This is a genomic window from Erwinia sp. Leaf53, assembly GCF_001422605.1.
GTDB lineage: Bacteria > Pseudomonadota > Gammaproteobacteria > Enterobacterales > Enterobacteriaceae > Erwinia.
In genome coordinates, this window is sequence record NZ_LMLK01000023.1 from 197,554 (window position 1) to 217,490 (window position 19,937).

The following is a 19,937-nucleotide window of genomic DNA, read 5'->3' on the forward strand; positions in this document are numbered from 1 at the left end:
GCCGCAGGTGACCCTGCGGCCCGCTTACCGTCAGGCGCTTCTCAGGTAATCCATCACAATATCGTGGTGGTTACTGGTTTTGAAATCATCGAAGACTTTCTCAACCTTACCGTCAGTGCCCACGAGGAAGCTGATACGGTGGATCCCGTCATAGGTTTTACCCATAAAGGTCTTCTCGCCCCAGATACCAAACTGTTCACAAACCTGGTGATCTTCATCGGACAGCAGGGTGAAATTCAGCAGTTCTTTCTCAACAAAACGCGACAGTTTTTCCGGTTTATCGGTGCTGATCCCCAGCACATCAACGCCTGCTTGTTTCAGCTCATCCATGCTGTCGCGCAGACCACACGCCTGTACGGTGCAGCCCGGCGTCATCGCCTTCGGGTAGAAATAGACCAGAACGCGCTGTCCCTGGAAGTCGGCTAAATTAACTTGTTCGCCATCCTGATCGGGCAAACTAAATTTCGGTGCAACATCACCGGCTTTCAGTGGATTCATTACTACTCTCCGTATTTATTCGTCATGCTGTGGGTAAGATCCGAACGGTTTCTCATCAGGATGGTAGCCGATCAGGCACCATGATGAGAGACGGTCCTAATAGTGCCCTGAGCCTGAAGTTCTGTACATAGGCGGTTGAACGCTTGCTCGATAAATGAGGCATCCGGGCTGACGGGGCTGTGTGCCGTGATCTGAATATAGAGTAACGGGGGTTGGTTTTCATCCGCCGGCTGCGTGCGGGAAACCAGTTCTGCAATCGTCATCTGATGGCTGTCAAACAGGTCGGTAAACCGCTCGATGATGTGCGGCGAGTCGGCCACTTCAACCTGCACCCACACGGTGGCCGGCATCGGCGGACGTGGGGTAGCATGCGTGCGCTTCATCACGATCAACAGCTCCAGCTCGGCCCCTTTTAACGGCAGGGTCGACTCAATCAGGGTGATGGCGTTCCAGCTGCCGGAAAGCAGCATGATAAAGGTGAACTCATCGCCAAGCATAGCCAGCCGGCTATCCTCGATATTACATCCGCAGCTGCTGACGTGGCGGGTAATGGCATTAACGATGCCGGGGCGGTCAACCCCCAGCGCGGTGATAACCAGATGCTGTTGTGAAGAGTGTGGCAAAATCGGGCTTCCTGTCTAAAAACTAATAACCCTAAGGTAAACATAAAAAAAACTGCTGACAAGCGCCTGAGCCGCCTTGTCCCCTTGCTTTTATGACGTGCTCCCCCGTACCATGAAGCACTTGTTTGTGGAGGGAATGACCAATGTTTACGGGAAGTCTTGTAGCGATCATCACGCCAATGGATGACAAAGGCAACGTTTGCCGTGCGAGCCTGAAAAAACTGATTGATTACCATGTTGCCAGCGGAACCGCGGCAATTGTTTCTGTAGGAACCACCGGCGAATCTGCCACCCTGAGCCATGAAGAGCACGGCGACGTGGTGATGCTGACGCTGGAACTCGCTGACGGTCGCATTCCGATCATTGCCGGCACCGGGGCCAATGCCACTGCCGAGGGCGTTTCTCTCACTAAACGTTTTAATAATTCAGGGGTTATTGGCTGCCTGTCAGTGACGCCTTACTATAACCGTCCGACGCAGGAAGGGTTGTACCAGCACTTTAAAACGATTGCTGAAAGCACCGACCTGCCGCAGATGCTGTATAACGTTCCTTCCCGTACCGGCTGCGATCTGCTGCCGGAAACCGTGGGTCGCCTGGCTAAAATTAAAAATATTATCGGAATCAAAGAAGCCACCGGGAACTTATCGCGGGTTAGTCAGATCCAAGAGCTGGTTGATGAAGACTTTGTGCTGGTTAGCGGCGATGACGCAACGGCGCTGGACTTTATGCAACTGGGCGGCCACGGGGTGATTTCGGTGACGGCGAACATCGCCGCGCGTGAAATGGTTGAACTTTGCGCTCTGGCAAAAGAGGGCAGGTTTGCCGACGCGCGCCGCCTGAACCAGCGCCTGATGCACCTGCATCAGAAGCTGTTTGTTGAACCCAATCCTATTCCGGTCAAGTGGGCTGCGAAGCGTTTAGGATTAATTGCAACCGACACGCTGCGTCTGCCAATGACGCCGCTGACCGATGCCGGTGGTCCGGTTGTAGAGCAGGCGCTGATCAAAGCCGGCCTGCTGTAAATTTAGGGAGAAGTAATGGCTTACTCAGTACAAAAGTCCACGGTAGCGAAAGCGGTGGGGCTGTCGTTAGTGATGCTGCTGGCAGCATGTTCAAGCGACCAGCGTTATAAGCGTCAGGTTAGCGGTGATGAATCCTACCTGAAATCGCCGGAGCTCCGCGATCTGCACGCACCTGCGGGCATGATCCTGCCGGTGGAAAATGGCGATTATGAGATCCCATCCGCAAGCAGTCAGGGCCAGGTCGGTAAGCAACTGGATATTCGTCCGCCGTCCCAGACGCTGGCGCTAATGAACGGCACCCGCACCCAGTTTGCCGGCAACAGCGGAATTCTGCTGGTGGACAGCCGCAGCGGTTCACTGTGGCCGCAGGTGGTAAGTGCGGTGGAAGCGGCGAAGTTCCCGGTTGCCAGCCGTCAGGATGCCAGCCAGTCGCTGACCACTGACTGGGTGCAGTGGAACCGTGCCGATGAAGACCATCAGTACCGTGGCCGTTACCAGATAAGCGTGCAGCAGCAGGGTTATCAGCAGGCGCTGACCGTCAAGCTGCTGGAGCTGGAGCAGGAAGGTAAAGCCGTTAATTCGCCGGTGCAGCTGCAGCGTTACACCGCGCAGATGCTGAACGAAATCAGCACCGGCCTGGATAAAGACGAAACACGCCGTGAAGATGCCGCCGCTAATCGCAGCGTCAGCCAGATCGACGTGCAGAGTGGTGCCGATGATACCGGCCTGCCAAACCTGATCGTCCGCGCACCGTTTAACGCGGTCTGGCAGCGTCTGCCGGCCACGCTGAACCGTGTCGGCATGGAAGTGACTGACAGCAACCGTTCACAGGGCAGCCTGGAGGTTACCTACAAGGCACCGTCCGACAGCACCTGGGATACCCTGGGCGCGAAAGACCCGCAGTTGACTAACGGCAAGTACAAGCTGCAGGTCGGTGACCTCGACAACCGCAGCAGCCTGCAGTTCCTCGATCCGAAGGGGCATCCGCTCACCCAGTCGCAGAACGATGCGCTGGTGGCCGTGTTCCAGGCGGCATTCAGGTAAGCCAGAAGGCCGGGAGAAATCCCGGCCTTTTTTTATTTCTTTTCAGTTTACGTAAACGATTGCTTCGGTTTTTAAGCCGGGGCACATATAATTCCCCCGCAGAAAATTTGTAGCGGTTGGCGATGCCGACCCGACAGTATTCACTACCCGGTCGATGTTCAGGGTACTCACGTTGGAGTTAAACAAGATGCAAAAAAAAGCTGAGTTGTATCGCGGCAAAGCGAAAACCGTTTACAGCACCGAAAACCCGGATCTGTTGGTACTCGAATTCCGTAATGATACGTCAGCGCTGGACGGTGAGCGTATCGAGCAGTTTGATCGTAAGGGAATGATTAACAATAAGTTCAATCACTTCATCATGACCAGACTGCAGGAAGCCGGTATCCCAACGCAGATGGAAGCCCTGCTTTCAGATAACGAAGCGCTGGTGAAAAAGCTGGATATGGTGCCGGTAGAGTGCGTAGTGCGTAACCGTGCTGCCGGCTCGCTGGTGAAGCGTCTGGGTGTGGAAGAGGGCCTGATCCTTAACCCGCCACTGTTTGACCTGTTCCTGAAAGACGATGCCAAACACGATCCGATGGTCAATGAGTCTTACTGCGAGACCTTCGGCTGGGTGAACAAAGAGAACCTGGCGCGGATGCGCGAACTGACCTATAAGGCCAACGACGTGCTGAGCAAGCTGTTCGCCGACGCTGGCCTGATCCTCGTTGACTTCAAGCTGGAGTTTGGCCTGTTTAACGGTGAAGTGGTGCTCGGCGATGAGTTCTCGCCGGACGGTGCCCGCCTGTGGGACAAAGAGACCCTTGAGAAGCTGGACAAAGACCGTTACCGTCAGAGCCTCGGTGGCCTGATTGAAGCCTACGAAGAAGTGGCTAATCGTCTCGGCGTGAAGCTCGACTAACGCCGCGCCATCTTTCCTCCGGGTAAGCAGCCCTTTCCCCGCCTGACCGGCGTGGAAAGGGCGTCTGTTTTCGCTATCTGGCAGGGTGGGTCTGGTGTCTGCCCTGTGCTCCTCCCATCGTTAACGCCTTTGCCGCTGGTTTTCCCCCCCAGGCACGACTAGAATTGCCCTATCAAACGCACTGAACATCAAAGAGGCCGCTATGCGCTGGCAGGGACGTCGCGAAAGCGACAATGTGGAAGACCGACGTAACCAGTCGGGTAGCGTCGGCGGTGGGCGTATGCGCATTCCGCGCGGCAAGGGCGGTATTGTTTTGCTGCTGCTGGTGATGGTGGCCGGCTACTACGGCTACGACCTTACGCCGCTGCTAACCGGCGACGGCAGCTCGCTGTCGCAGAGCGGCCAGCAACAGCAGCGCAGCACGCCGCAGGATGACGAAGCGGCGCGCTTCAGCCGTACCATCTTCGCCTTTACCGAAGATACCTGGCAGCAGCTGTTTAAGCAGATGGACAAACCCTGGCAGCCGCCGGTGCTGGTGATGTACCGCAACCAGACCGCCACCGCCTGCGGCACCGGCCAGTCGGCGATGGGGCCATTCTACTGCCCGGCGGACAGCAAGGTGTATATCGACCTCTCTTTTTACGACGAAATGAAAACCAAACTCGGCGCGGGCGGCGAATTTGCGCAGGCCTACGTGATTGCGCACGAGGTTGGACACCACGTGCAGCACCTGCTGGGCATTGAGCAACGCGTGCGGCAGATGCAGCAGGGCGCCAGCCAGACGCAGATTAATCAGCTGTCGGTGAAGATGGAGCTGCAGGCGGACTGTTTTGCCGGCGTCTGGGGGCACTACATGATGAAAGAGAATATCCTGGAGGAAGGGGATCTGGCGTCAGCGCTGAATGCGGCTGAGGCGATCGGCGATGACAGACTGCAGCAGCGTGGGCAGGGGCAGGTGGTGCCGGACAGCTTCACCCACGGTACCTCACAGCAGCGCCAGACCTGGTTTAAACAGGGCTTTGACAGCGGCAACCCCGCGCAGTGCAACACCTTTAGCGGGTAAGCGGCGATGGATTTGCAGGATGCCACCGCGCAGCTGCTGCTGCAGGGCTGGCGGCGGCTGCTGGTAATCAGCGGTGACGACACCTGGGTGGCCCAGCGTGCGCAGGCGGTGATGGCGGAGCTGCCGGGCGACTGGCTTTATGTGGGGGATATGCCGCCCGGCGCTGCGCCGTCCGTTGCGGCATCATATTCCCGGCGATATGTTGTTGCCCCCGGTGCGGCCACGTCAGACGATCGCTGCAGTGAGGACGTTACAGAGAGTCTTCCGCGACAACCTGCGCACTGCTTACCTTCTGCGGTACGCACCCTACTTGGCCGCGAGTTTCAGCACGCGGTGTTTGATGCCCGACGCGGATTTCACGCTGAGGCGCTGGCCGCGCTGGCCGGCACGCTGCGCGCCGGCAGCTGGCTGCTGCTGCTGGTACCGGAGTGGCACGGCTGGCCGCAGCAGGCGGATGAAGACTCGCTGCGCTGGAGTGAAGGCGCAGAGCCGCAGTCCAGCCCACGCTTTGTTCGGCGGCTGCAGCGGCTGATGCTTGAGGACCCGCGCGTGGCGGTCTGGCGGCAGCATGCGCCGCTGGCGCTTTCCCCACTGCCCACCGCGCCCGCCTGGCTGCCCGACAACAGCCAGCAGCAGCAGATCCTTGCACAGCTGTTGCGTAGCCCGCCCGGCATCCAGGTGCTGACTGCCCCGCGCGGGCGTGGAAAATCGGCGCTGGCCGGCCTGCTTGCCGCCCGCTGGCCGGGGCGCTGCCTGGTCACCGCGCCGGCCAGGGTGGCTACCGACGTACTGGCGCAGTTTGCCGGTGAGGCGTTTCACTTTATCGCGCCGGATCGGCTCTTAGCTGAGATGAACAGCGCTGCTGATTCAGCGGCTGCAACGGGGCCGAATGCGCTTCAGCCCATGCCATTACCCTCTGATGGCTGCCCGCCGATGAAAAAGGGCGTTATGACCGGGCCAGCCCCGCAGCCACCCGCAGCAACCCGGTTCTCTCATTTTTCTGCCGACTGGCTGCTGATTGATGAGGCGGCGGCGATCCCCGCTCCGATTCTCCAGCAGCTGGTCACCCGCTTCCCGCGCGTGCTGCTGACCACCACCGTGCAGGGCTATGAGGGCACCGGACGCGGCTTCCTGCTGAAGTTCTGCGCGGCGCTGCCGGAATGCCACTACTGGCGGCTGGATCCTGCGCTGCGCTGGGCGGCCGACGACCCGCTGGAAGCGTTTATCTCTGAGGCGCTGCTGCTGGACGATCGGGTGGCGGATGCCCCGGCGTGCGCCACGCGCTATCTGCCGCTTGAACAAGCGGACTGGGCGCGGCAGCCGCAACTTATGGCCGCAGTCTATCAACTGCTGACCAGCGCCCATTACCGTACCTCGCCGCTCGATTTACGGCGGATGATGGATGCGCCGGGGCAGCACTTTATCGCCGCGCAGCGTGAACACACGGTGCAGGGGGCGTTATGGCTGGTGGAGGAGGGCGGACTGCCTGCAGCGCTGGCCGACGCGGTGTGGGCCGGGCTGCGCCGCCCGCGCGGAAACCTGCTGGCGCAGTCGCTGGCGGCGCACGCGGGCTTCAGCGTTGCGGCTCAGCTGCGCTCGCGGCGCATCAGCCGTATCGCCGTGGCCGCGCCGCTGCGCGGTCAGGGGATCGGCCAGCAGCTGGTGGCGCACGCGCTGCAGGCGGCTGCGCGACTGGACTACCTTTCGGTCAGCTTCGGCTTTACCGCCGGGCTGTGGCAGTTCTGGCAGCGCTGCGGCTTCCTGCTGGTGCGCATCGGCAGCCAGCGCGAAGCCAGCAGCGGCTGCTACACCGCAATGGCGATCCTGCCCCTGAGCGAAGCGGGCCACCAGCTGGCGCAGCTGGCGCAACGGCGACTGGAGCGCGAAGGCTACTGGCTGCGCCAGTGGCTGGACGATCCGGCACTGCCGCTGGCGGCTGGCGGCGATAATCAGCTGGAAGAAGACGACTGGCGCGAACTGGCCGGCTTCGCCTGGGCGCACCGGCCGTGGGAGGCCAGCCTTGCGGCGCTGGGGCGGCTGGTCAGCCAGCCTGATAGCGGGTTACCGCTGCTGCGGGCGCTGATGCTGGAAAAGCGCAGCCCGGCGCAGATCTGCCAGCAATATGGCCTGAGCGGCCGTAAGGCGCTGCTGGCCGCCTGGCGTCAGGAGGCGCAGCAGGGGCTGCAGACGCAGGACCCGCAGCGGGCATCCGCCTGGCGTGAGTGGGTGGGTTCGTTGCAATAAATTCACTAACCCGGTCAAAAATTCCCAGTTTTCTTTGTCCGTAGCGGGCGTATGATCCTGCCAGCACTTAAGGAGAACACCATGAACGATAACCACGAACGCCACCACGTGGTGGTGCAACAGCCGTCGCTGCCGGCCACGCAGCTGTTTCTGCTCTACCATGCGGCGGGGGATAACCCGGTGGCGATGGGCCAGATCGGCCGCTGGTTTGCCGGCGCCTTCCCGCGTGCGCTGGTGGTCAGCCTTGGCGGGCCGCAGCAGGCGCCCGACGGCGGCTATCAGTGGTTCACACCGCTCAGCGCTGAGGATAACGACCCTCAGCCGCGGGTGGATGCGGTGATGTCGACCTTTATCGCCGGCGTCCGCCACTGGCAGCAGCTGAGTGGTTTACGGGCTGACGCCACCGCGCTGGTCGGTTTCGCCCAGGGGGCCACGATGGTACTGGAAGCGGTTAAAGCGCAGCCAGAGCTGGCCGGGCGGGTGGTGGCCTTTAGCGGGGGCTACGCCACGCTGCCGCTGCGCGCGGATAACCGTACCACCATCCATCTGATCCACGGTGATGACGACCGGGTGATGCCGCTGACTCACGCGGTTGAGGCGGATGAGCGTGTAACCGCGCTGGGCGGCGACGTCACCCTGGATATCGTCGACGATCTGCCGCACGCCATCGACGACCGTGCGATGCAGTTTGCTCTCCACCGCCTGCAGACCACCGTGCCGCGCCGCTACTTCGATGAAGCGCTCGGCGGCGGTAAGCCGGGCGAAGATGATGTGATTACGCTGATGTAATACGCAAAGGGCCAGCGCCGCTGGCCCTTATGAGAGGATTACTTCTTCTTCGGCCAGTCGTCTTCGTCATCCCACTTGTGGTTGAAATCACGATGTGGCGGCAGCTCGGGACGGTTATCCATATACTTTTTATGATCGATGCGCTTCAGATCTTTATAGACGTTCATCAGAATGCCGACCATCAGCAGGATCACCAGGATCCACCAGTACTCTTTTAAAAATTCCATCGTTTCACCTTTATGCGATCAACTGCTCCATAATGCGCTGATACATGCGGCTCAGCAGCTGCAGATCGGCGGCCTTCACGCACTCATTGATCTTATGAATGGTGGCATTTACCGGACCCAGCTCCACCACCTGCGCACCCATACGGGCAATAAAGCGCCCGTCGGAGGTGCCGCCGGTGGTCTGCAACTGGGGCTTGATCTCATTATAGTGCTCAACGGCGTTAACCACCGCATCCACCAGCTTGCCGCGTGACGTCAGGAACGGCTGGCCGGAGACATTCCACTCAATGCTGTAGCGCAGCTGGTGACGATCCAGCAGTTCCTGCACACGCTGTTTGATCAGCGCGTCGGTCAGTTGGGTGCTGAAGCGGAAATTAAACTGCACAAAGAAGTCACCGGGGATCACATTGTTGCTGCCGGTACCGGCCTGCACGTTAGCAATCTGCATGCTGGTCGGTGGGAAGAACTCGTTACCCTGGTCCCACACGGTAGCCACCAGCTCATTCAGTGCCGGCATCGCCCGGTGGACCGGATTATCGGCCAGGTGTGGGTAGGCAACATGCCCCTGCACGCCATGGATCGTCAGGCTGGCGGTCATCGAGCCACGACGGCCGTTTTTCACCACGTCGCCGACCACCTCGGTGCTGGATGGCTCAGCAACCAGGCAGTAGTCCAGGCGCTCGTTACGCGCCATCAGCGCTTCCACCACCTTAACCGTGCCGTTAACCGCGCTGGCCTCTTCATCAGAGGTGATCAGAAACGCCAGACGGCCTTTATGCTGTGGGTTTGATGCCACAAAACGTTCGGCTGCCACTACCATCGCCGCCAGCGAGCCTTTCATATCGGCGGCACCGCGGCCAAACAGCATGCCGTCGCGGATGGTCGGTTCAAACGGCGGGTTGATCCAGCGGCTGGCGTCACCGGTGGGGACCACGTCGGTATGGCCGGCAAAGGCGAGGGTTTCCCCCTGGCCGCGCCACGCCCAGAAGTTCAGCGTATCGCCAAAGGTCATCGGTTCAATGGTGAAGCCCAGCGCCTGCAGGCGCGCAATCAGAATGGCCTGACAACCGGCATCATCGGGGCTGAGGGAAGGGCGACGAATAAGCTGCTGCGTCAGCTCAATGACCGGACAGTACATAATTAGGGCTTCTCCTGGATAAACGACGAGTAAGTGGCTTCACTAAAGCCCAGCAGCATAGAGCCCTGTGCGTTGCAGAGCAACGGGCGTTTGATGATTGACGGCTGCGCCAGCATCACTTCCTGCGCGGCTGCTGCATTATTCACCGCATTACGCGTCGCCTCATCCAGTTTACGCCAGGTGGTACCGCGGGTATTAAGCAGCGCCTCCCAGCCAAGCACCTCAACGAAGCGGGCTAACAGCGCCGCATCCAGCCCGTCGGCGCGGTAATCATGAAACCGGTAGTCAACGCCCTGGCTCTCCAGGTACTTGCGCGCTTTTTTGATGGTATCGCAGTTTTTGATGCCGTACATGGTCAGCACATTGTTTTCATTATTGTTGTTCATTGAGTCCCCTGTCGAATGATGGCGCAACAGCTACGGTCTTAGCGCGCTGGGCAGAAAGTCGTAACATGCTGCGGGATGAGGAAGATCATGCACCATGCGCAGGGATTGATCCATCTCTGACGGGAATCGTTCCGCTTGTTTGCACAACAGGGGGTCACCACTGAAAGCCACCACTGTACGCAAAGGTTCATGCACCTTGTCGTCCTGAAGAGGCCTTTAACGTCTCAGTTCGTCGCTAAAATTCAAGAAATTACGATTCAATTAATTTGAAATAAGCCGATGCTTATAAGTTCGCGAAACAGGAAGTACTGATACAACAGGGAGGTAAGATGAAGAAAACAACGGCGATACCTCATGATGCTACCTTCAAAGCTTTTCTCACCCACCCGGAAACGGCGCGTGAGTTTATCGAGCTGCATTTGCCGGCAGAATACCGGGCTGTTTGCGATCTCAGTTCGCTTAAGCTTGAGTCAGGCAGTTTTGTAGAGAGGAGCCTGCACGCCTTCTACAGTGACGTGCTATACAGCCTGAAGACCCGCACTGGCGACGGCTACATCCACGTTTTGATCGAGCATCAGTCTACGCCGGACAAAATGATGGCATTTCGGATGATGCGTTACGCGGTGGCGGCGATGCAGCGTCATCTGGAAGCGGGCCATCGGGCGCTGCCACTGGTGATACCGATTTTGTTTTATACCGGTAAGCGCAGCCCCTATCCTCATTCAACTAACTGGCTGCAGGCATTCGACGACCCACAGCTGGCTGGTCGGCTCTACAGTGGTGATTTTCCGCTTGTTGATGTGACAGTGATCCCTGATGATGAAATTATGAATCATCGCAGCATGGCTGCGCTGACCTTGATTCAAAAGCATATCCATCAGCGCGATCTCGCTGAGCTGCTTGACCGACTGGCTACGATCCTGATAGCGGGTCATATTACGGGACAACAGCTGGTCACGTTGATAAACTATATTACTCAGGCAGGTGAGGCAAAAGATGCCGAAGCCTTCTTACGCGGACTGGCGCAGAAAGTGCCACAGCATGAGGAAGAACTGATGACTATCGCACAGCAACTTGAACAAAAAGGTCTGGAGAAAGGTCTGGAGAAAGGGATCCTGCTTGGTGAGCAGAAAGGTCGCCTGGAAAGCAAACTCGAAATTGCTGGGAGGTTGCTTCTGTCAGGGATGCCACGGGTTTCGGTTCAGGAGCTTACGGGCCTTTCCGATGATGAGCTTGCGCGCATTTAGTACCACCCTGTCGGGCAGGCGTTGACCTGCTCCCAAAGCCCCTCAGGCATTGATATACAGTGGTGCTTACCGATGCCATTTCCCTGATGTCATCTCCGTAAGATGTTCTCCTATGGCACCACATCCCTCAGGCTACAAGCAACTGTGGCCGTTAATGCTGGCAAAGCCCATTCTCAGACTTTCGTACCCTTCTGTTTTTTGTGGGATTCATCTATATTCGGATCTGGCTCAATGCATGACCACAAAAACGAGCGCAACATCCACAGGGTAGAGAACCCGTATCAGGAGGAAGGGAGCGATGAACTATCTGAAAGAGTCAGCCGCGCATACGGTTGAAGAGACGCAGTCCAGCATTGTGATTACCCGTAAAAAACTGTCGCGTTGCGATGATTTCGCACTGGTTGTCGATGCGGTGATCAAGGATCATCCGGATGCTAAAACCCACATCGACAGCGACAGCGGCGGCTACGATAAAGTGATCATCCTGAAGTAATGCCTTTACGGCCCCCGTAGCGGGGTCGGTAAACTCTTCCATGTAATCCTCAACGCGGCAGCTGAACGCCACCAGATATCCTACAGTCCGGCTGGTAAACGTCGCCAGATATCCCCTCAACGAAGCCAATCCACCGCCCGCCGCGTTTGGCATCCTTCGGCTGCTCGCTGAACAGGGGCAGACAATGGGCCATGGCATCCGCTCCAGCCATTGACAGCAAGCTTACCCGGATAATCCCCTGCGAAATCATCAGCAACGGAATGTGCGCCACCCCACAAATCGTTCAATAAACCGGCATAAATGGTTTCAGCGATAGCAGCAAATGAAATTTCCGTATTTTCTTTGCACAAAAAAGCAACTATCATGGCCCCACAATAAAAGTGAGGACGTTATGATTGATTTAGAACTAGGGAACTGGAAAGACTTTATTGAAGCGATGTTACGCAAGTAATTGGCTTCAGCTAAGAAAAGCGCGGCGACGTTATTCACCTGCTTTATCTTCAGTGACCCGTACAACGAAAGGCAGCCCCCAACGGGCTGCCTTTTTCATTTCCGGTCAGGCTGGTGTGTTTGTACCAGGTTTCGTCTTCAGCGGGAAGCGCCTGCGTACCAGCACAAAGAACAGCGGTACAAAGAAAATCGCCAGCACGGTGGCGGAGATCATCCCGCCCATCACCCCGGTGCCCACCGCGTGCTGGCTGGCCGAACCCGCACCGCTGCTGGTGGCCATCGGCAGCACGCCGAAGATAAACGCCAGCGAGGTCATCAGAATCGGCCGCAGGCGCTGGCGTGAGGCAGCAAGCGTCGACTCCACCAGGTCGTTACCACGGGTGTTCAGTTCGTTGGCAAATTCGACGATCAGAATGGCATTCTTGGCCGACAGGCCGATTACCGTCAGCAGCCCCACCTGGAAGTAGACGTCGTTCTCCAGCCCGCGCAGCCAGGTGGCGACCAGCGCGCCAATCACCCCCAGCGGCACCACCAGCATCACTGAGAACGGAATAGACCAGCTCTCATAGAGCGCCGCCAGGCACAGGAATACCACCAGCAGCGACAGCGCGTAAAGGGCAGGGGCCTGTGCGCCGGTCATCCGTTCCTGCAGCGAGGCGCCTGTCCACTGCAGGCCGATGCCGGTGGGCAGCTTGCTGACCAGCCCCTCCATAACGTCCATCGCCGCGCCGTTGCTGACCCCCGCCGCCGATTCGCCGACGATCTCAAGCGATGAGTAGCCGTTGTAACGCTCCAGCCGCGGCGAGCCGGTCTCCCAGCCCGAGCTGGCAAAGGCGCTGAACGGCACCATCTCGCCGCTGCCGTTACGCACGTACCAGCGGTTAATGTCGTCCGGCAGCATGCGGTACTTCGCCGCTGCCTGCACATAGACCTTCTTCACCCGGCCGCGATCGAGGAAGTCGTTCACATAGGTCGAGCCCCAGCCGGTTTGCAGCGTGTCGTTGATGTCGTCCAGCGACACGCCCAGCGCCTGCGCCTTGCGCTGGTCGATATGGATGCGCAACTGCGGGCTGTCGTCGAGTCCGTTGTGGCGCACGCGGGTCAGCGAGGGATTGTTCTGCGCCATTTCAAGCAGCGTGTCACGCGCGCTCATCAGCGCGTCGTGGCCCAGCCCGCCGTGATCCTGCAGCTCCATATCAAACCCGGCTGAGTTGCCCAGCCCGGTAATCGCCGAAGGGCTGCTGGCGATCACCCGCGCCTCTTTAATCTTTTTAAAGGCGGTGGTGGCGCGTTCGATAATGGCGAACGAGGAGTCGTGCTCGCTGCTGCGCGCTTTCCAGTCGGTCAGGCGCACGAACAGCCGCGCCACGTTCTGGCCGTTGCCGCCGGGGCCGGAGCCGACGGTGGCGAACACCGACACCACGTTGTTTTTCTCTTCGGTCAGGTAGTAATGCTCCACGTCCTGCACCACCTTCAGCGTCTGCTGCATCGTGGAACCCGGGGGCAGCTGTACCTGAGTGGTGAAAATACCGCGATCTTCCAGCGGCAGGAACGATGTCGGCAGGCGCAGGAACAGGAAGGCCATCACGCCGATCAGCGCCAGATAGAGCAGCAGCCAGCGGCCGCCTCTGGCGATGATACGGCCAATGCCGCGCTCGTAGCGTTCGGCGTTGCGGTTAAACACCCGGTTAAACCAGCCGAAGAAACCGCGACGGCCGTGGTGCTGCCCTTTTTCCAGCGGTTTAAGCAGCGTGGCGCACAGCGCCGGGGTGAGGATCATCGCCACCAGCACCGACAGCACCATCGCCGCGACGATGGTGACGGAGAACTGGCGGTAGATCGCCCCGGTGGTGCCGCCAAAGAAGGCCATCGGCACAAACACCGCCGACAGCACCAGCGCGATGCCGACCAGCGCCCCCTGGATCTGCCCCATCGATTTGCGCGTCGCTTCGCGCGGCGACAGCCCCTCTTCGCTCATGATGCGTTCGACATTCTCCACCACCACGATGGCGTCATCCACCAGCAGGCCGATCGCCAGCACCATGGCGAACATGGTCAGGGTGTTGATGCTGTAGCCAAAGGTGTAGAGCACGCCGAAGGTGCCGAGCAGCACCACCGGCACGGCGATAGTCGGGATCAGCGTGGCGCGGAAGTTCTGCAGGAACAGGTACATCACCAGGAACACCAGCAATACCGCTTCAAACAGGGTTTTGACCACGTCCTCGATCGACGCTTTTACAAACGGCGTGGTCTCAAAGGCGATTTTGGCTTCCAGGCCGTGCGGGAAGAAACGGGAAAGCTCGTCGAGGCGTGCGCGCACCAGCGTATCGGTCTGCAACTCGTTGGCGCCGGAGGCCAGCTTAACGCCAAGGCCGGAGGCCGCCAGGCCGTTGTAGCGGCTGAGGTAGTCATACTTCTCCGCCCCCAGCTCCACCTGCGCTACCTGGCCTAAGGTTACCACCGAGCCATCGGTATTGACCTTAAGCGTGATGTCGCGGAACTGCTGCGGGGTCTGCAGCAGCGACTGGGAGTTGACGGTGGCGTTCAGCGCCTGGCGGTCGACTGAGGGCAGGCCGCCGAGCTGGCCGACCGCCACCTGGCTGTTCTGCGACTCAATGGCGCTGACCACGTCGGCGGTGGTCAGCGCGAAGTTAATCAGCTTGTTCGGATCGAGCCAGATGCGCATGGCGTACTGGGAACCGTAGGCGTCCACCTGGCCAACGCCGTCAATACGGCTCAGCGGATCCTGAATATTACTGGCGACGTAGTCGGAAATATCCTGCTTATCCATGCTGCCGTCGGTGGAGACAAAGGCCACCATCAGGATATTGCTGTCGCCGGTCTTGTTCACCGTCACCCCCTGCGACTGCACGGCCTGCGGCAGTTTGCGCAGCGCGCTCTGCAGCTGGTTCTGCACCTGCTGGCGCGCCTCGTCGGGGTTAGTGCCGGCGGTGAAGGTCAGGGTGATGGTGGCCTGGCCGGTATTACTGCTCTGCGACGACATATACATCAGGTTGTCGATGCCGGTCATGTTCTGTTCAATGACCTGAGTCACGGTGTTTTCCAGCGTTTCCGCCGAGGCGCCGGGATAGTTAGCGGTAATTCGTACGTTTGGCGGAGCGAGGTCCGGGTACTGTTCCACCGGCAGAGACATCACTGCCAGCCCGCCGGTCAGGCACATCAGAATCGCCAGCACCCAGGCAAATATCGGGCGATCGATAAAAAAGTTGGCCATTATCAGGCTCCGCTGCTGATAGTCAGAATTACTAAAGAAAGCCGCCGCTTTTATGTGGCGTGGTGGTCATTCATCGCGGAGCAAATTTATCAGTTTATTCAACAGACTCCGTCAGCATAACACTGTAGACGCAGCGGCAGCACGAATCGTGGAGAAAATGAGGAGAATGTGTAAATTCACCTCGCTGAAACGGGGGCGTTTTTTACCTTAACGCCGCTCGCAGAGCGGCAGAACGTGCTGTAACGCCGCCGACCCGGCTGACCTGCCACCGACAGGTGTTACCAGAGCAATATCTGCTTACATCCATGCTGATTTACCACAATTGCTGACGTTTGCTGGCAAAACTCGCACCGCTTTTTACCATCGCCGAACGCTGCTTTTCACTGAAAAGTGAATAATCAATCCCGTAACGTTCAAACACCCTGAGGAGCACCAGATGAAAAAAACACTCCCGATACTGTTGGCGGCCACTTTGCTGGCTGGCACCTCGTTTACCACTTTAGCAGCGACCCAGGTCAATGGCAGCCAGGCCACTAGCCTGCAAAGCATCGGCAGCGTGCAGGTCTCTGGCGTCAGAGGCACTCTGGATGACGCCACCCATCAGCTGGCGAAGAAAGCCGATGCGCTCGGCGCCAGCCACTACCGTGTGGTCAGCGCGGACACCCCCGGTGATTCCAGCCTGTGGAGCGGCACCGCTGAAATCTATCGTTAATTTGTGTTAATCCCGTCCAGTACCCCTATCCCTGTAGTAGTCCCTTAGTGATTTCACTGTCCGGCCGCAATATGTGGCCGGTTTTTTTATGCGTAAACGGACAAAAATCACAAAACCTCACGAATTACCCGGCGGATATTTTGCGTCACCTCCACAGAACGGTTAGGATGCATCGCCGCAATTTCCTGGGATTTGTAAATCGTCCTGACGATAAAACCAGGCATATTGTTCAGACTTGCAGCAGTCAACGCAAACGTTTGTATGGCACATAAAAAAAACAGGATTACCCAGGACAGGTAACCGCATCACTTGTGGACAGGACAATAGGGTCAAATATGAAAGCAGATCACAATGCCGGCGCGGACACCCGTGCGGCGAAAAGACGTTGGTTAAACTCCCACGATACCGGCTATAAAAAGGCGATGGACAATCGCCACGTGCAGATGATCGCGATCGGCGGTGCCATCGGTACCGGCCTGTTCCTTGGTGCCGGTGGCCGTCTGCAGGCCGCCGGTCCGGCGCTGGCGCTGGTCTATTTAGTCTGCGGTATCTTCTCGTTCTTTATTCTGCGCGCGCTGGGTGAGCTGGTGCTGCACCGCCCAACCAGCGGCAGTTTTGTCTCTTACTCCCGTGAATTCCTCGGTGAAAAAGCCTCCTATGTGGCCGGCTGGATGTACTTCGTTAACTGGGCGATGACCGGTATCGTTGATATCACCGCCGTTGCGCTCTATATGCACTACTGGGGCGCGTTTGGCGATGTGCCGCAGTGGGTGTTTGCGCTGGGCGCGCTGGCGATCGTCGGCACCATGAACATGATCGGCGTGAAGTGGTTCGCCGAAATGGAGTTCTGGTTCGCGCTAATCAAAGTAGCGGCGATCGTGATCTTCCTGGTGGTCGGCGTGGTGTTCCTCGGCAGCGGTAAAACGCTGGACGGTAACGCCACCGGCTTCCACCTGATCACTGATAACGGCGGTATGTTCCCGAACGGTCTGCTGCCGGCGCTGGTGCTGGTGCAGGGCGTGGTGTTTGCGTTCGCCTCAATCGAGATGGTCGGTACCGCCGCCGGCGAGTGTAAAGACCCGAAAACCATGCTGCCGAAGGCGATCAACAGTGTGATCTGGCGTATCGGCCTGTTCTACGTCGGTTCTGTGGTGCTGCTGGTGCTGCTGCTGCCGTGGAATGCCTACCAGGCCGGTCAGAGCCCGTTTGTGACCTTCTTCACTAAACTGGGCGTGCCTTACGCGGGCAGCATCATGAACATCGTGGTACTCAGCGCCGCGCTCTCCAGCCTGAACTCCGGCCTGTACGTTACCGGCCGTATTCTGCGTTCGATGTCGATGGGCGGCTCTGCGCCAAAAAGCATGTCGAAGATGAGCAAACAGCACGTGCCCTATGTCGGCATTCTGGTCACCGTTGGCGTTTACATCATCGGTGTTTACCTGAACTATATCGTGCCTTCCAGCGTGTTTGAGATTGTGCTGAACGTGGCGGCGCTGGGGATTATCTCCTCCTGGGCGTTTATCGTGGTCTGCCAGATGCGCCTGCGTAAGGCAATTAAAGAGGGGAAAGCGGAAGAGGTGAGCTTCAAAATGCCTTTCGCGCCGTTTACCTCGTGGCTGACCCTGCTGTTCCTGGTCAGCGTACTGGTGCTGATGGCGTTCGACTACCCGAACGGCACCTACACCATCGCCTCTATCCCGCTGCTGGCGGTGATGCTGGTGATTGGCTGGTTCGCGGTGCGTAAGCGTGTCCACTCGCTGAGCGAAGAGCAGCACGCGGCGGCTGACGAAGAGATGAACCGCTAAGACGTTACAGCGTCAGACGGGGCAGGCGACTGCCCCGTCTGTTTCAGATAGCGTTCCCGCAGCAAGCTGTCTAAAATGACAGGCTCCCGAAAAATGCCAGGAGCCCCTCATGTCCGCCAGAATCGACCTCATCAAAAACAAAATCCTCTCTGAAAACTGGTTCGTTCTGCGTAACTACACCTACGACCTGACGGCGAAAGATGGCGCCACGCTGCGTCATAAGCGTGAAGTGTACGATCGCGGCAACGGCGCGACCATCCTGCTCTACAACCGAGAAAAAAACAGCGTGGTGCTGACGCGCCAGTTCCGCATTGCCACCTGGGTGAACGGTAACCCGAGCGGGATGCTGATCGAGACCTGCGCCGGGCTGCTGGACGACGACTCACCCGAAATTTGTATCCGTAAAGAGGCGATTGAAGAGACCGGCTACGCGGTGGGTGAGGTGGAAAAACTGTTTGAGCTGTATATGTCGCCGGGCGGCGTCACCGAGCTGATCCACTTCTTTGCCGCCGAATACAGCGATGCGCAGCGCGCCAATGCGGGCGGCGGCGTCGACGATGAGGATATCGACGTGCTGGAGCTGACCTTCCCGCAGGCGTGGGCGATGGTTAAAGATGGCCGTATTCAGGATGGCAAAACCGTCACCCTGCTGCAGCATGCGCTGCTGGCAGGCTGGCTGCACCTCTGAACTTTTTAATTACGCTGGTGGCGGGTGGGCTAACGCCTGTAACCCTGTCAGCCTGCCAGCACCCGCCTCTGTAATTGTTCAGTTACGGATAAGAGAGGGCAAGAGTGTGATGCGCTCTGCGCTCTGGCCCACAGTCCGATAAATCCGATTGAGGCCACTGCCGCTTGCCGCGATGATGGGCGTTTACCCTCGCCGGAGGTGATACGCGCCATGTTCAGCACTTCAGGGATCGCACAACTCGTGGCTTTGCGTGGCGTCTGGCTCGGCCTGGCACCGCTGTTCTGCATCGCCAGCCTGCAGGCGGAGCCGCTGCAGAAGATCTTCGCCGACTGGCAAATCACCTGTAATAACCTGAACACCTGTGAAGTGCGCAGTTTCCCCGCCAGTAACGGCCTGGTGATGCAGCTGACGCGCGATGCCGGCGAGGATGACCGGCCGCGGCTGAGCATTGATTATGGCAATCGCGACAGCGGTGAACGGCCGGGCGGCACGTTGCAGGACAATCTGCTGCTGGACGGCAAGCGCCTGAAGCCCGATCTCAAAAACTGGCAGGTCACCGCCCACCACTGGTCCACCGCTGATGCCATCGCCATTGAAGAGTTTCTGCAGCAGGTGCGGGATGCCGATAACCTGCAGCTGCTGTATCGCCCGCAGGCGGCGATCTCCCTGCACGGACTGAAGGCGGCGCTGCTGCTGATGGATGAAGTGCAGGGGCGGGTGAAGAGTGGCAGCGCGTGGGTCGCTTCCGGTGCGGGGGACGTCAGCGATCTTCCGCCGCCGCCCGACGTGCCACAGATTTCCTCCGCGCCGCGTCCGCCACGCGCGCTGAGCGGCCGGGAAAGCCGCCAGCTGCTGGATTACGCCAGCTGGCATCTGGATAACGACCTCTGTTCGCTCGACCCGCTGCGTCGCGAAAGTCAGGTAGCCCCGCTCAGTGATAATAAAGCCCTGCTGTTGGTCAGCTGTGAAATGGGGGCTTACAACCTGATTTATCTCGCCTTTGAAGTCAGCCGTCAGCCGCCGTTTATTGCCCGATTGCTGACGCTGACGCTGCCCTTTGTGCCCTCCGGCGCTTCCGGTCGCCAGCTGGAGCTGGTGAACGCCGAATTTGACGCCGCCCGCGGTGAGCTACAGACCTTCAGTAAAACCCGTGGGCTGGGGGATTGCGGCGTCGCCACACGCTGGCAGTACGACGGCCATCAGTTCCGCCTGGCGGAGTACGCGCAACAAAGCCTGTGTGACGGCTGGAACGGTAGCGAACGCTGGCCGACGCTGTGGGTAACGCAGCGCGCTGAGGCGGCGGCGGCGGCGGCGGGCACGGTTGAAATGCTGGCGCAGGGACAGTAACAAAAAAGCCCCCGCGAACGGGGGC

Annotated in this window: 20 protein-coding genes; 13 read left to right on the forward strand and 7 right to left on the reverse strand. The window is 58.9% G+C overall.

Annotated features, from left to right (window positions below):
* Positions 1-30: 30 nt before the first annotated feature.
* Together bcp and ASF13_RS17110 are read right to left on the reverse strand one after the other, a co-directional pair.
* Positions 31-498 carry a thioredoxin-dependent thiol peroxidase gene (bcp, locus tag ASF13_RS17105; RefSeq protein ID WP_056239015.1) on the reverse strand — a complete coding sequence of 156 codons (468 nt, stop codon included), beginning with the start codon at positions 496-498 and terminating at the stop codon, positions 31-33.
* A gap of 71 nt (positions 499-569) precedes the next feature.
* Positions 570-1,121, reverse strand: coding sequence for a glycine cleavage system transcriptional repressor (locus ASF13_RS17110; protein WP_056239017.1), 552 nt, complete (start codon positions 1,119-1,121; stop codon positions 570-572).
* A gap of 143 nt (positions 1,122-1,264) precedes the next feature.
* On the opposite strand from ASF13_RS17110, the gene dapA reads away from it, so the two are divergent.
* The 6 genes from dapA (at position 1,265) to ypfH (ending at position 8,184) form a co-directional block, all read left to right on the forward strand.
* A complete protein-coding gene (gene dapA, locus ASF13_RS17115; protein WP_056239020.1) occupies positions 1,265-2,143 on the forward strand; it encodes a 4-hydroxy-tetrahydrodipicolinate synthase in 879 nt (292 codons plus the stop codon).
* Positions 2,144-2,158: 15 nt separating this feature from the next.
* Complete coding sequence (gene bamC, locus ASF13_RS17120; RefSeq protein WP_056239022.1) at positions 2,159-3,187, forward strand: outer membrane protein assembly factor BamC; 1,029 nt, start codon at positions 2,159-2,161, stop codon at positions 3,185-3,187.
* A gap of 187 nt (positions 3,188-3,374) precedes the next feature.
* A complete protein-coding gene (gene purC, locus ASF13_RS17125; RefSeq protein ID WP_056239714.1) occupies positions 3,375-4,088 on the forward strand; it encodes a phosphoribosylaminoimidazolesuccinocarboxamide synthase in 714 nt (237 codons plus the stop codon).
* A 202-nt stretch (positions 4,089-4,290) separates the two neighbouring features.
* Positions 4,291-5,151, forward strand: coding sequence for a neutral zinc metallopeptidase (locus ASF13_RS17130; RefSeq protein ID WP_056239026.1), 861 nt, complete (start codon positions 4,291-4,293; stop codon positions 5,149-5,151).
* 6 nt (positions 5,152-5,157) lie between these two features.
* On the forward strand, positions 5,158-7,395 hold the full coding sequence (locus ASF13_RS17135; protein ID WP_056239027.1) for a tRNA(Met) cytidine acetyltransferase TmcA: 2,238 nt from the start codon (positions 5,158-5,160) through the stop codon (positions 7,393-7,395).
* A gap of 81 nt (positions 7,396-7,476) precedes the next feature.
* The gene (ypfH, locus tag ASF13_RS17140; protein WP_056239030.1) at positions 7,477-8,184 is read left to right on the forward strand and encodes an esterase; all 708 of its coding nucleotides are present in this window, start codon (positions 7,477-7,479) and stop codon (positions 8,182-8,184) included.
* Between the two features lie 38 nt (positions 8,185-8,222).
* Here the strand turns inward: ypfH and ASF13_RS17145 are convergent, their stop codons facing one another.
* From ASF13_RS17145 to ASF13_RS17155, 3 genes are read right to left on the reverse strand one after another with little or no spacing between them, the layout of a single operon-like run.
* Entirely contained in the window at positions 8,223-8,411 is a 189-nt protein-coding gene (locus tag ASF13_RS17145) for a YpfN family protein (protein WP_056239032.1), read from the reverse strand.
* A gap of 10 nt (positions 8,412-8,421) precedes the next feature.
* The gene (gene dapE, locus ASF13_RS17150) at positions 8,422-9,549 is read right to left on the reverse strand and encodes a succinyl-diaminopimelate desuccinylase (RefSeq protein WP_056239035.1); all 1,128 of its coding nucleotides are present in this window, start codon (positions 9,547-9,549) and stop codon (positions 8,422-8,424) included.
* Between the two features lie 2 nt (positions 9,550-9,551).
* Positions 9,552-9,935, reverse strand: a complete 384-nt coding sequence (locus ASF13_RS17155) for an ArsC family reductase (protein ID WP_056239038.1) — start codon at positions 9,933-9,935, stop codon at positions 9,552-9,554.
* 329 nt (positions 9,936-10,264) lie between these two features.
* On the opposite strand from ASF13_RS17155, the gene ASF13_RS17160 reads away from it, so the two are divergent.
* Together ASF13_RS17160 and ASF13_RS17165 are read left to right on the forward strand one after the other, a co-directional pair.
* Positions 10,265-11,182 carry an Rpn family recombination-promoting nuclease/putative transposase gene (locus ASF13_RS17160; RefSeq protein ID WP_056239041.1) on the forward strand — a complete coding sequence of 306 codons (918 nt, stop codon included), beginning with the start codon at positions 10,265-10,267 and terminating at the stop codon, positions 11,180-11,182.
* Between the two features lie 298 nt (positions 11,183-11,480).
* Positions 11,481-11,675 (forward strand): hypothetical protein, encoded by a 195-nt coding sequence (locus ASF13_RS17165; protein ID WP_056239045.1) that lies wholly within the window; start codon positions 11,481-11,483, stop codon positions 11,673-11,675.
* Between the two features lie 116 nt (positions 11,676-11,791).
* Here the strand turns inward: ASF13_RS17165 and ASF13_RS24695 are convergent, their stop codons facing one another.
* Positions 11,792-12,040: a hypothetical protein gene (locus ASF13_RS24695; RefSeq protein ID WP_162237202.1), complete on the reverse strand. Its 249-nt coding sequence runs from the start codon at positions 12,038-12,040 to the stop codon at positions 11,792-11,794.
* A gap of 26 nt (positions 12,041-12,066) precedes the next feature.
* Here ASF13_RS24695 and ypfM point away from each other — a divergent pair, with 26 nt between their 5' ends.
* Positions 12,067-12,126, forward strand: coding sequence for a protein YpfM (ypfM, locus tag ASF13_RS24440; RefSeq protein WP_101505280.1), 60 nt, complete (start codon positions 12,067-12,069; stop codon positions 12,124-12,126).
* A 105-nt stretch (positions 12,127-12,231) separates the two neighbouring features.
* On the opposite strand, the gene acrD is transcribed toward ypfM, so the two are convergent.
* Positions 12,232-15,360 carry a multidrug efflux RND transporter permease AcrD gene (gene acrD / locus ASF13_RS17175; protein ID WP_056239051.1) on the reverse strand — a complete coding sequence of 1,043 codons (3,129 nt, stop codon included), beginning with the start codon at positions 15,358-15,360 and terminating at the stop codon, positions 12,232-12,234.
* A 436-nt stretch (positions 15,361-15,796) separates the two neighbouring features.
* Between acrD and ASF13_RS17180 the strand changes: the two genes are divergently transcribed.
* From ASF13_RS17180 to ASF13_RS17195, 4 genes are all read left to right on the forward strand, one after another.
* A complete protein-coding gene (locus ASF13_RS17180) occupies positions 15,797-16,072 on the forward strand; it encodes a DUF1471 domain-containing protein (protein ID WP_056239054.1) in 276 nt (91 codons plus the stop codon).
* A gap of 335 nt (positions 16,073-16,407) precedes the next feature.
* Positions 16,408-17,877, forward strand: coding sequence for an L-asparagine permease (gene ansP, locus ASF13_RS17185; protein WP_056239057.1), 1,470 nt, complete (start codon positions 16,408-16,410; stop codon positions 17,875-17,877).
* A 109-nt stretch (positions 17,878-17,986) separates the two neighbouring features.
* A complete protein-coding gene (gene nudK / locus ASF13_RS17190) occupies positions 17,987-18,565 on the forward strand; it encodes a GDP-mannose pyrophosphatase NudK (RefSeq protein ID WP_056239061.1) in 579 nt (192 codons plus the stop codon).
* A gap of 210 nt (positions 18,566-18,775) precedes the next feature.
* Positions 18,776-19,912, forward strand: a complete 1,137-nt coding sequence (locus tag ASF13_RS17195; protein WP_082502375.1) for a DUF1176 domain-containing protein — start codon at positions 18,776-18,778, stop codon at positions 19,910-19,912.
* Positions 19,913-19,937 lie beyond the last annotated feature (25 nt).

Coding starts and splice junctions, on each gene's coding strand:
- ypfH (WP_056239030.1), top strand. CDS start 7,477: ATGAACGATAACCACGAACGCCACCACGTGGTGGTGCAACAGCCGTCG.
- ASF13_RS24695 (WP_162237202.1), bottom strand. CDS start 12,040: ATGATAGTTGCTTTTTTGTGCAAAGAAAATACGGAAATTTCATTTGCT.
- nudK (WP_056239061.1), top strand. CDS start 17,987: ATGTCCGCCAGAATCGACCTCATCAAAAACAAAATCCTCTCTGAAAAC.
- ASF13_RS17165 (WP_056239045.1), top strand. CDS start 11,481: ATGAACTATCTGAAAGAGTCAGCCGCGCATACGGTTGAAGAGACGCAG.
- ASF13_RS17135 (WP_056239027.1), top strand. CDS start 5,158: ATGGATTTGCAGGATGCCACCGCGCAGCTGCTGCTGCAGGGCTGGCGG.
- ASF13_RS17145 (WP_056239032.1), bottom strand. CDS start 8,411: ATGGAATTTTTAAAAGAGTACTGGTGGATCCTGGTGATCCTGCTGATG.
- ASF13_RS17180 (WP_056239054.1), top strand. CDS start 15,797: ATGAAAAAAACACTCCCGATACTGTTGGCGGCCACTTTGCTGGCTGGC.
- dapE (WP_056239035.1), bottom strand. CDS start 9,549: ATGTACTGTCCGGTCATTGAGCTGACGCAGCAGCTTATTCGTCGCCCT.
- bcp (WP_056239015.1), bottom strand. CDS start 498: ATGAATCCACTGAAAGCCGGTGATGTTGCACCGAAATTTAGTTTGCCC.
- ansP (WP_056239057.1), top strand. CDS start 16,408: ATGAAAGCAGATCACAATGCCGGCGCGGACACCCGTGCGGCGAAAAGA.
- ASF13_RS17155 (WP_056239038.1), bottom strand. CDS start 9,935: ATGAACAACAATAATGAAAACAATGTGCTGACCATGTACGGCATCAAA.
- ASF13_RS17160 (WP_056239041.1), top strand. CDS start 10,265: ATGAAGAAAACAACGGCGATACCTCATGATGCTACCTTCAAAGCTTTT.
- dapA (WP_056239020.1), top strand. CDS start 1,265: ATGTTTACGGGAAGTCTTGTAGCGATCATCACGCCAATGGATGACAAA.
- acrD (WP_056239051.1), bottom strand. CDS start 15,360: ATGGCCAACTTTTTTATCGATCGCCCGATATTTGCCTGGGTGCTGGCG.
- purC (WP_056239714.1), top strand. CDS start 3,375: ATGCAAAAAAAAGCTGAGTTGTATCGCGGCAAAGCGAAAACCGTTTAC.
- bamC (WP_056239022.1), top strand. CDS start 2,159: ATGGCTTACTCAGTACAAAAGTCCACGGTAGCGAAAGCGGTGGGGCTG.
- ASF13_RS17130 (WP_056239026.1), top strand. CDS start 4,291: ATGCGCTGGCAGGGACGTCGCGAAAGCGACAATGTGGAAGACCGACGT.
- ASF13_RS17195 (WP_082502375.1), top strand. CDS start 18,776: ATGTTCAGCACTTCAGGGATCGCACAACTCGTGGCTTTGCGTGGCGTC.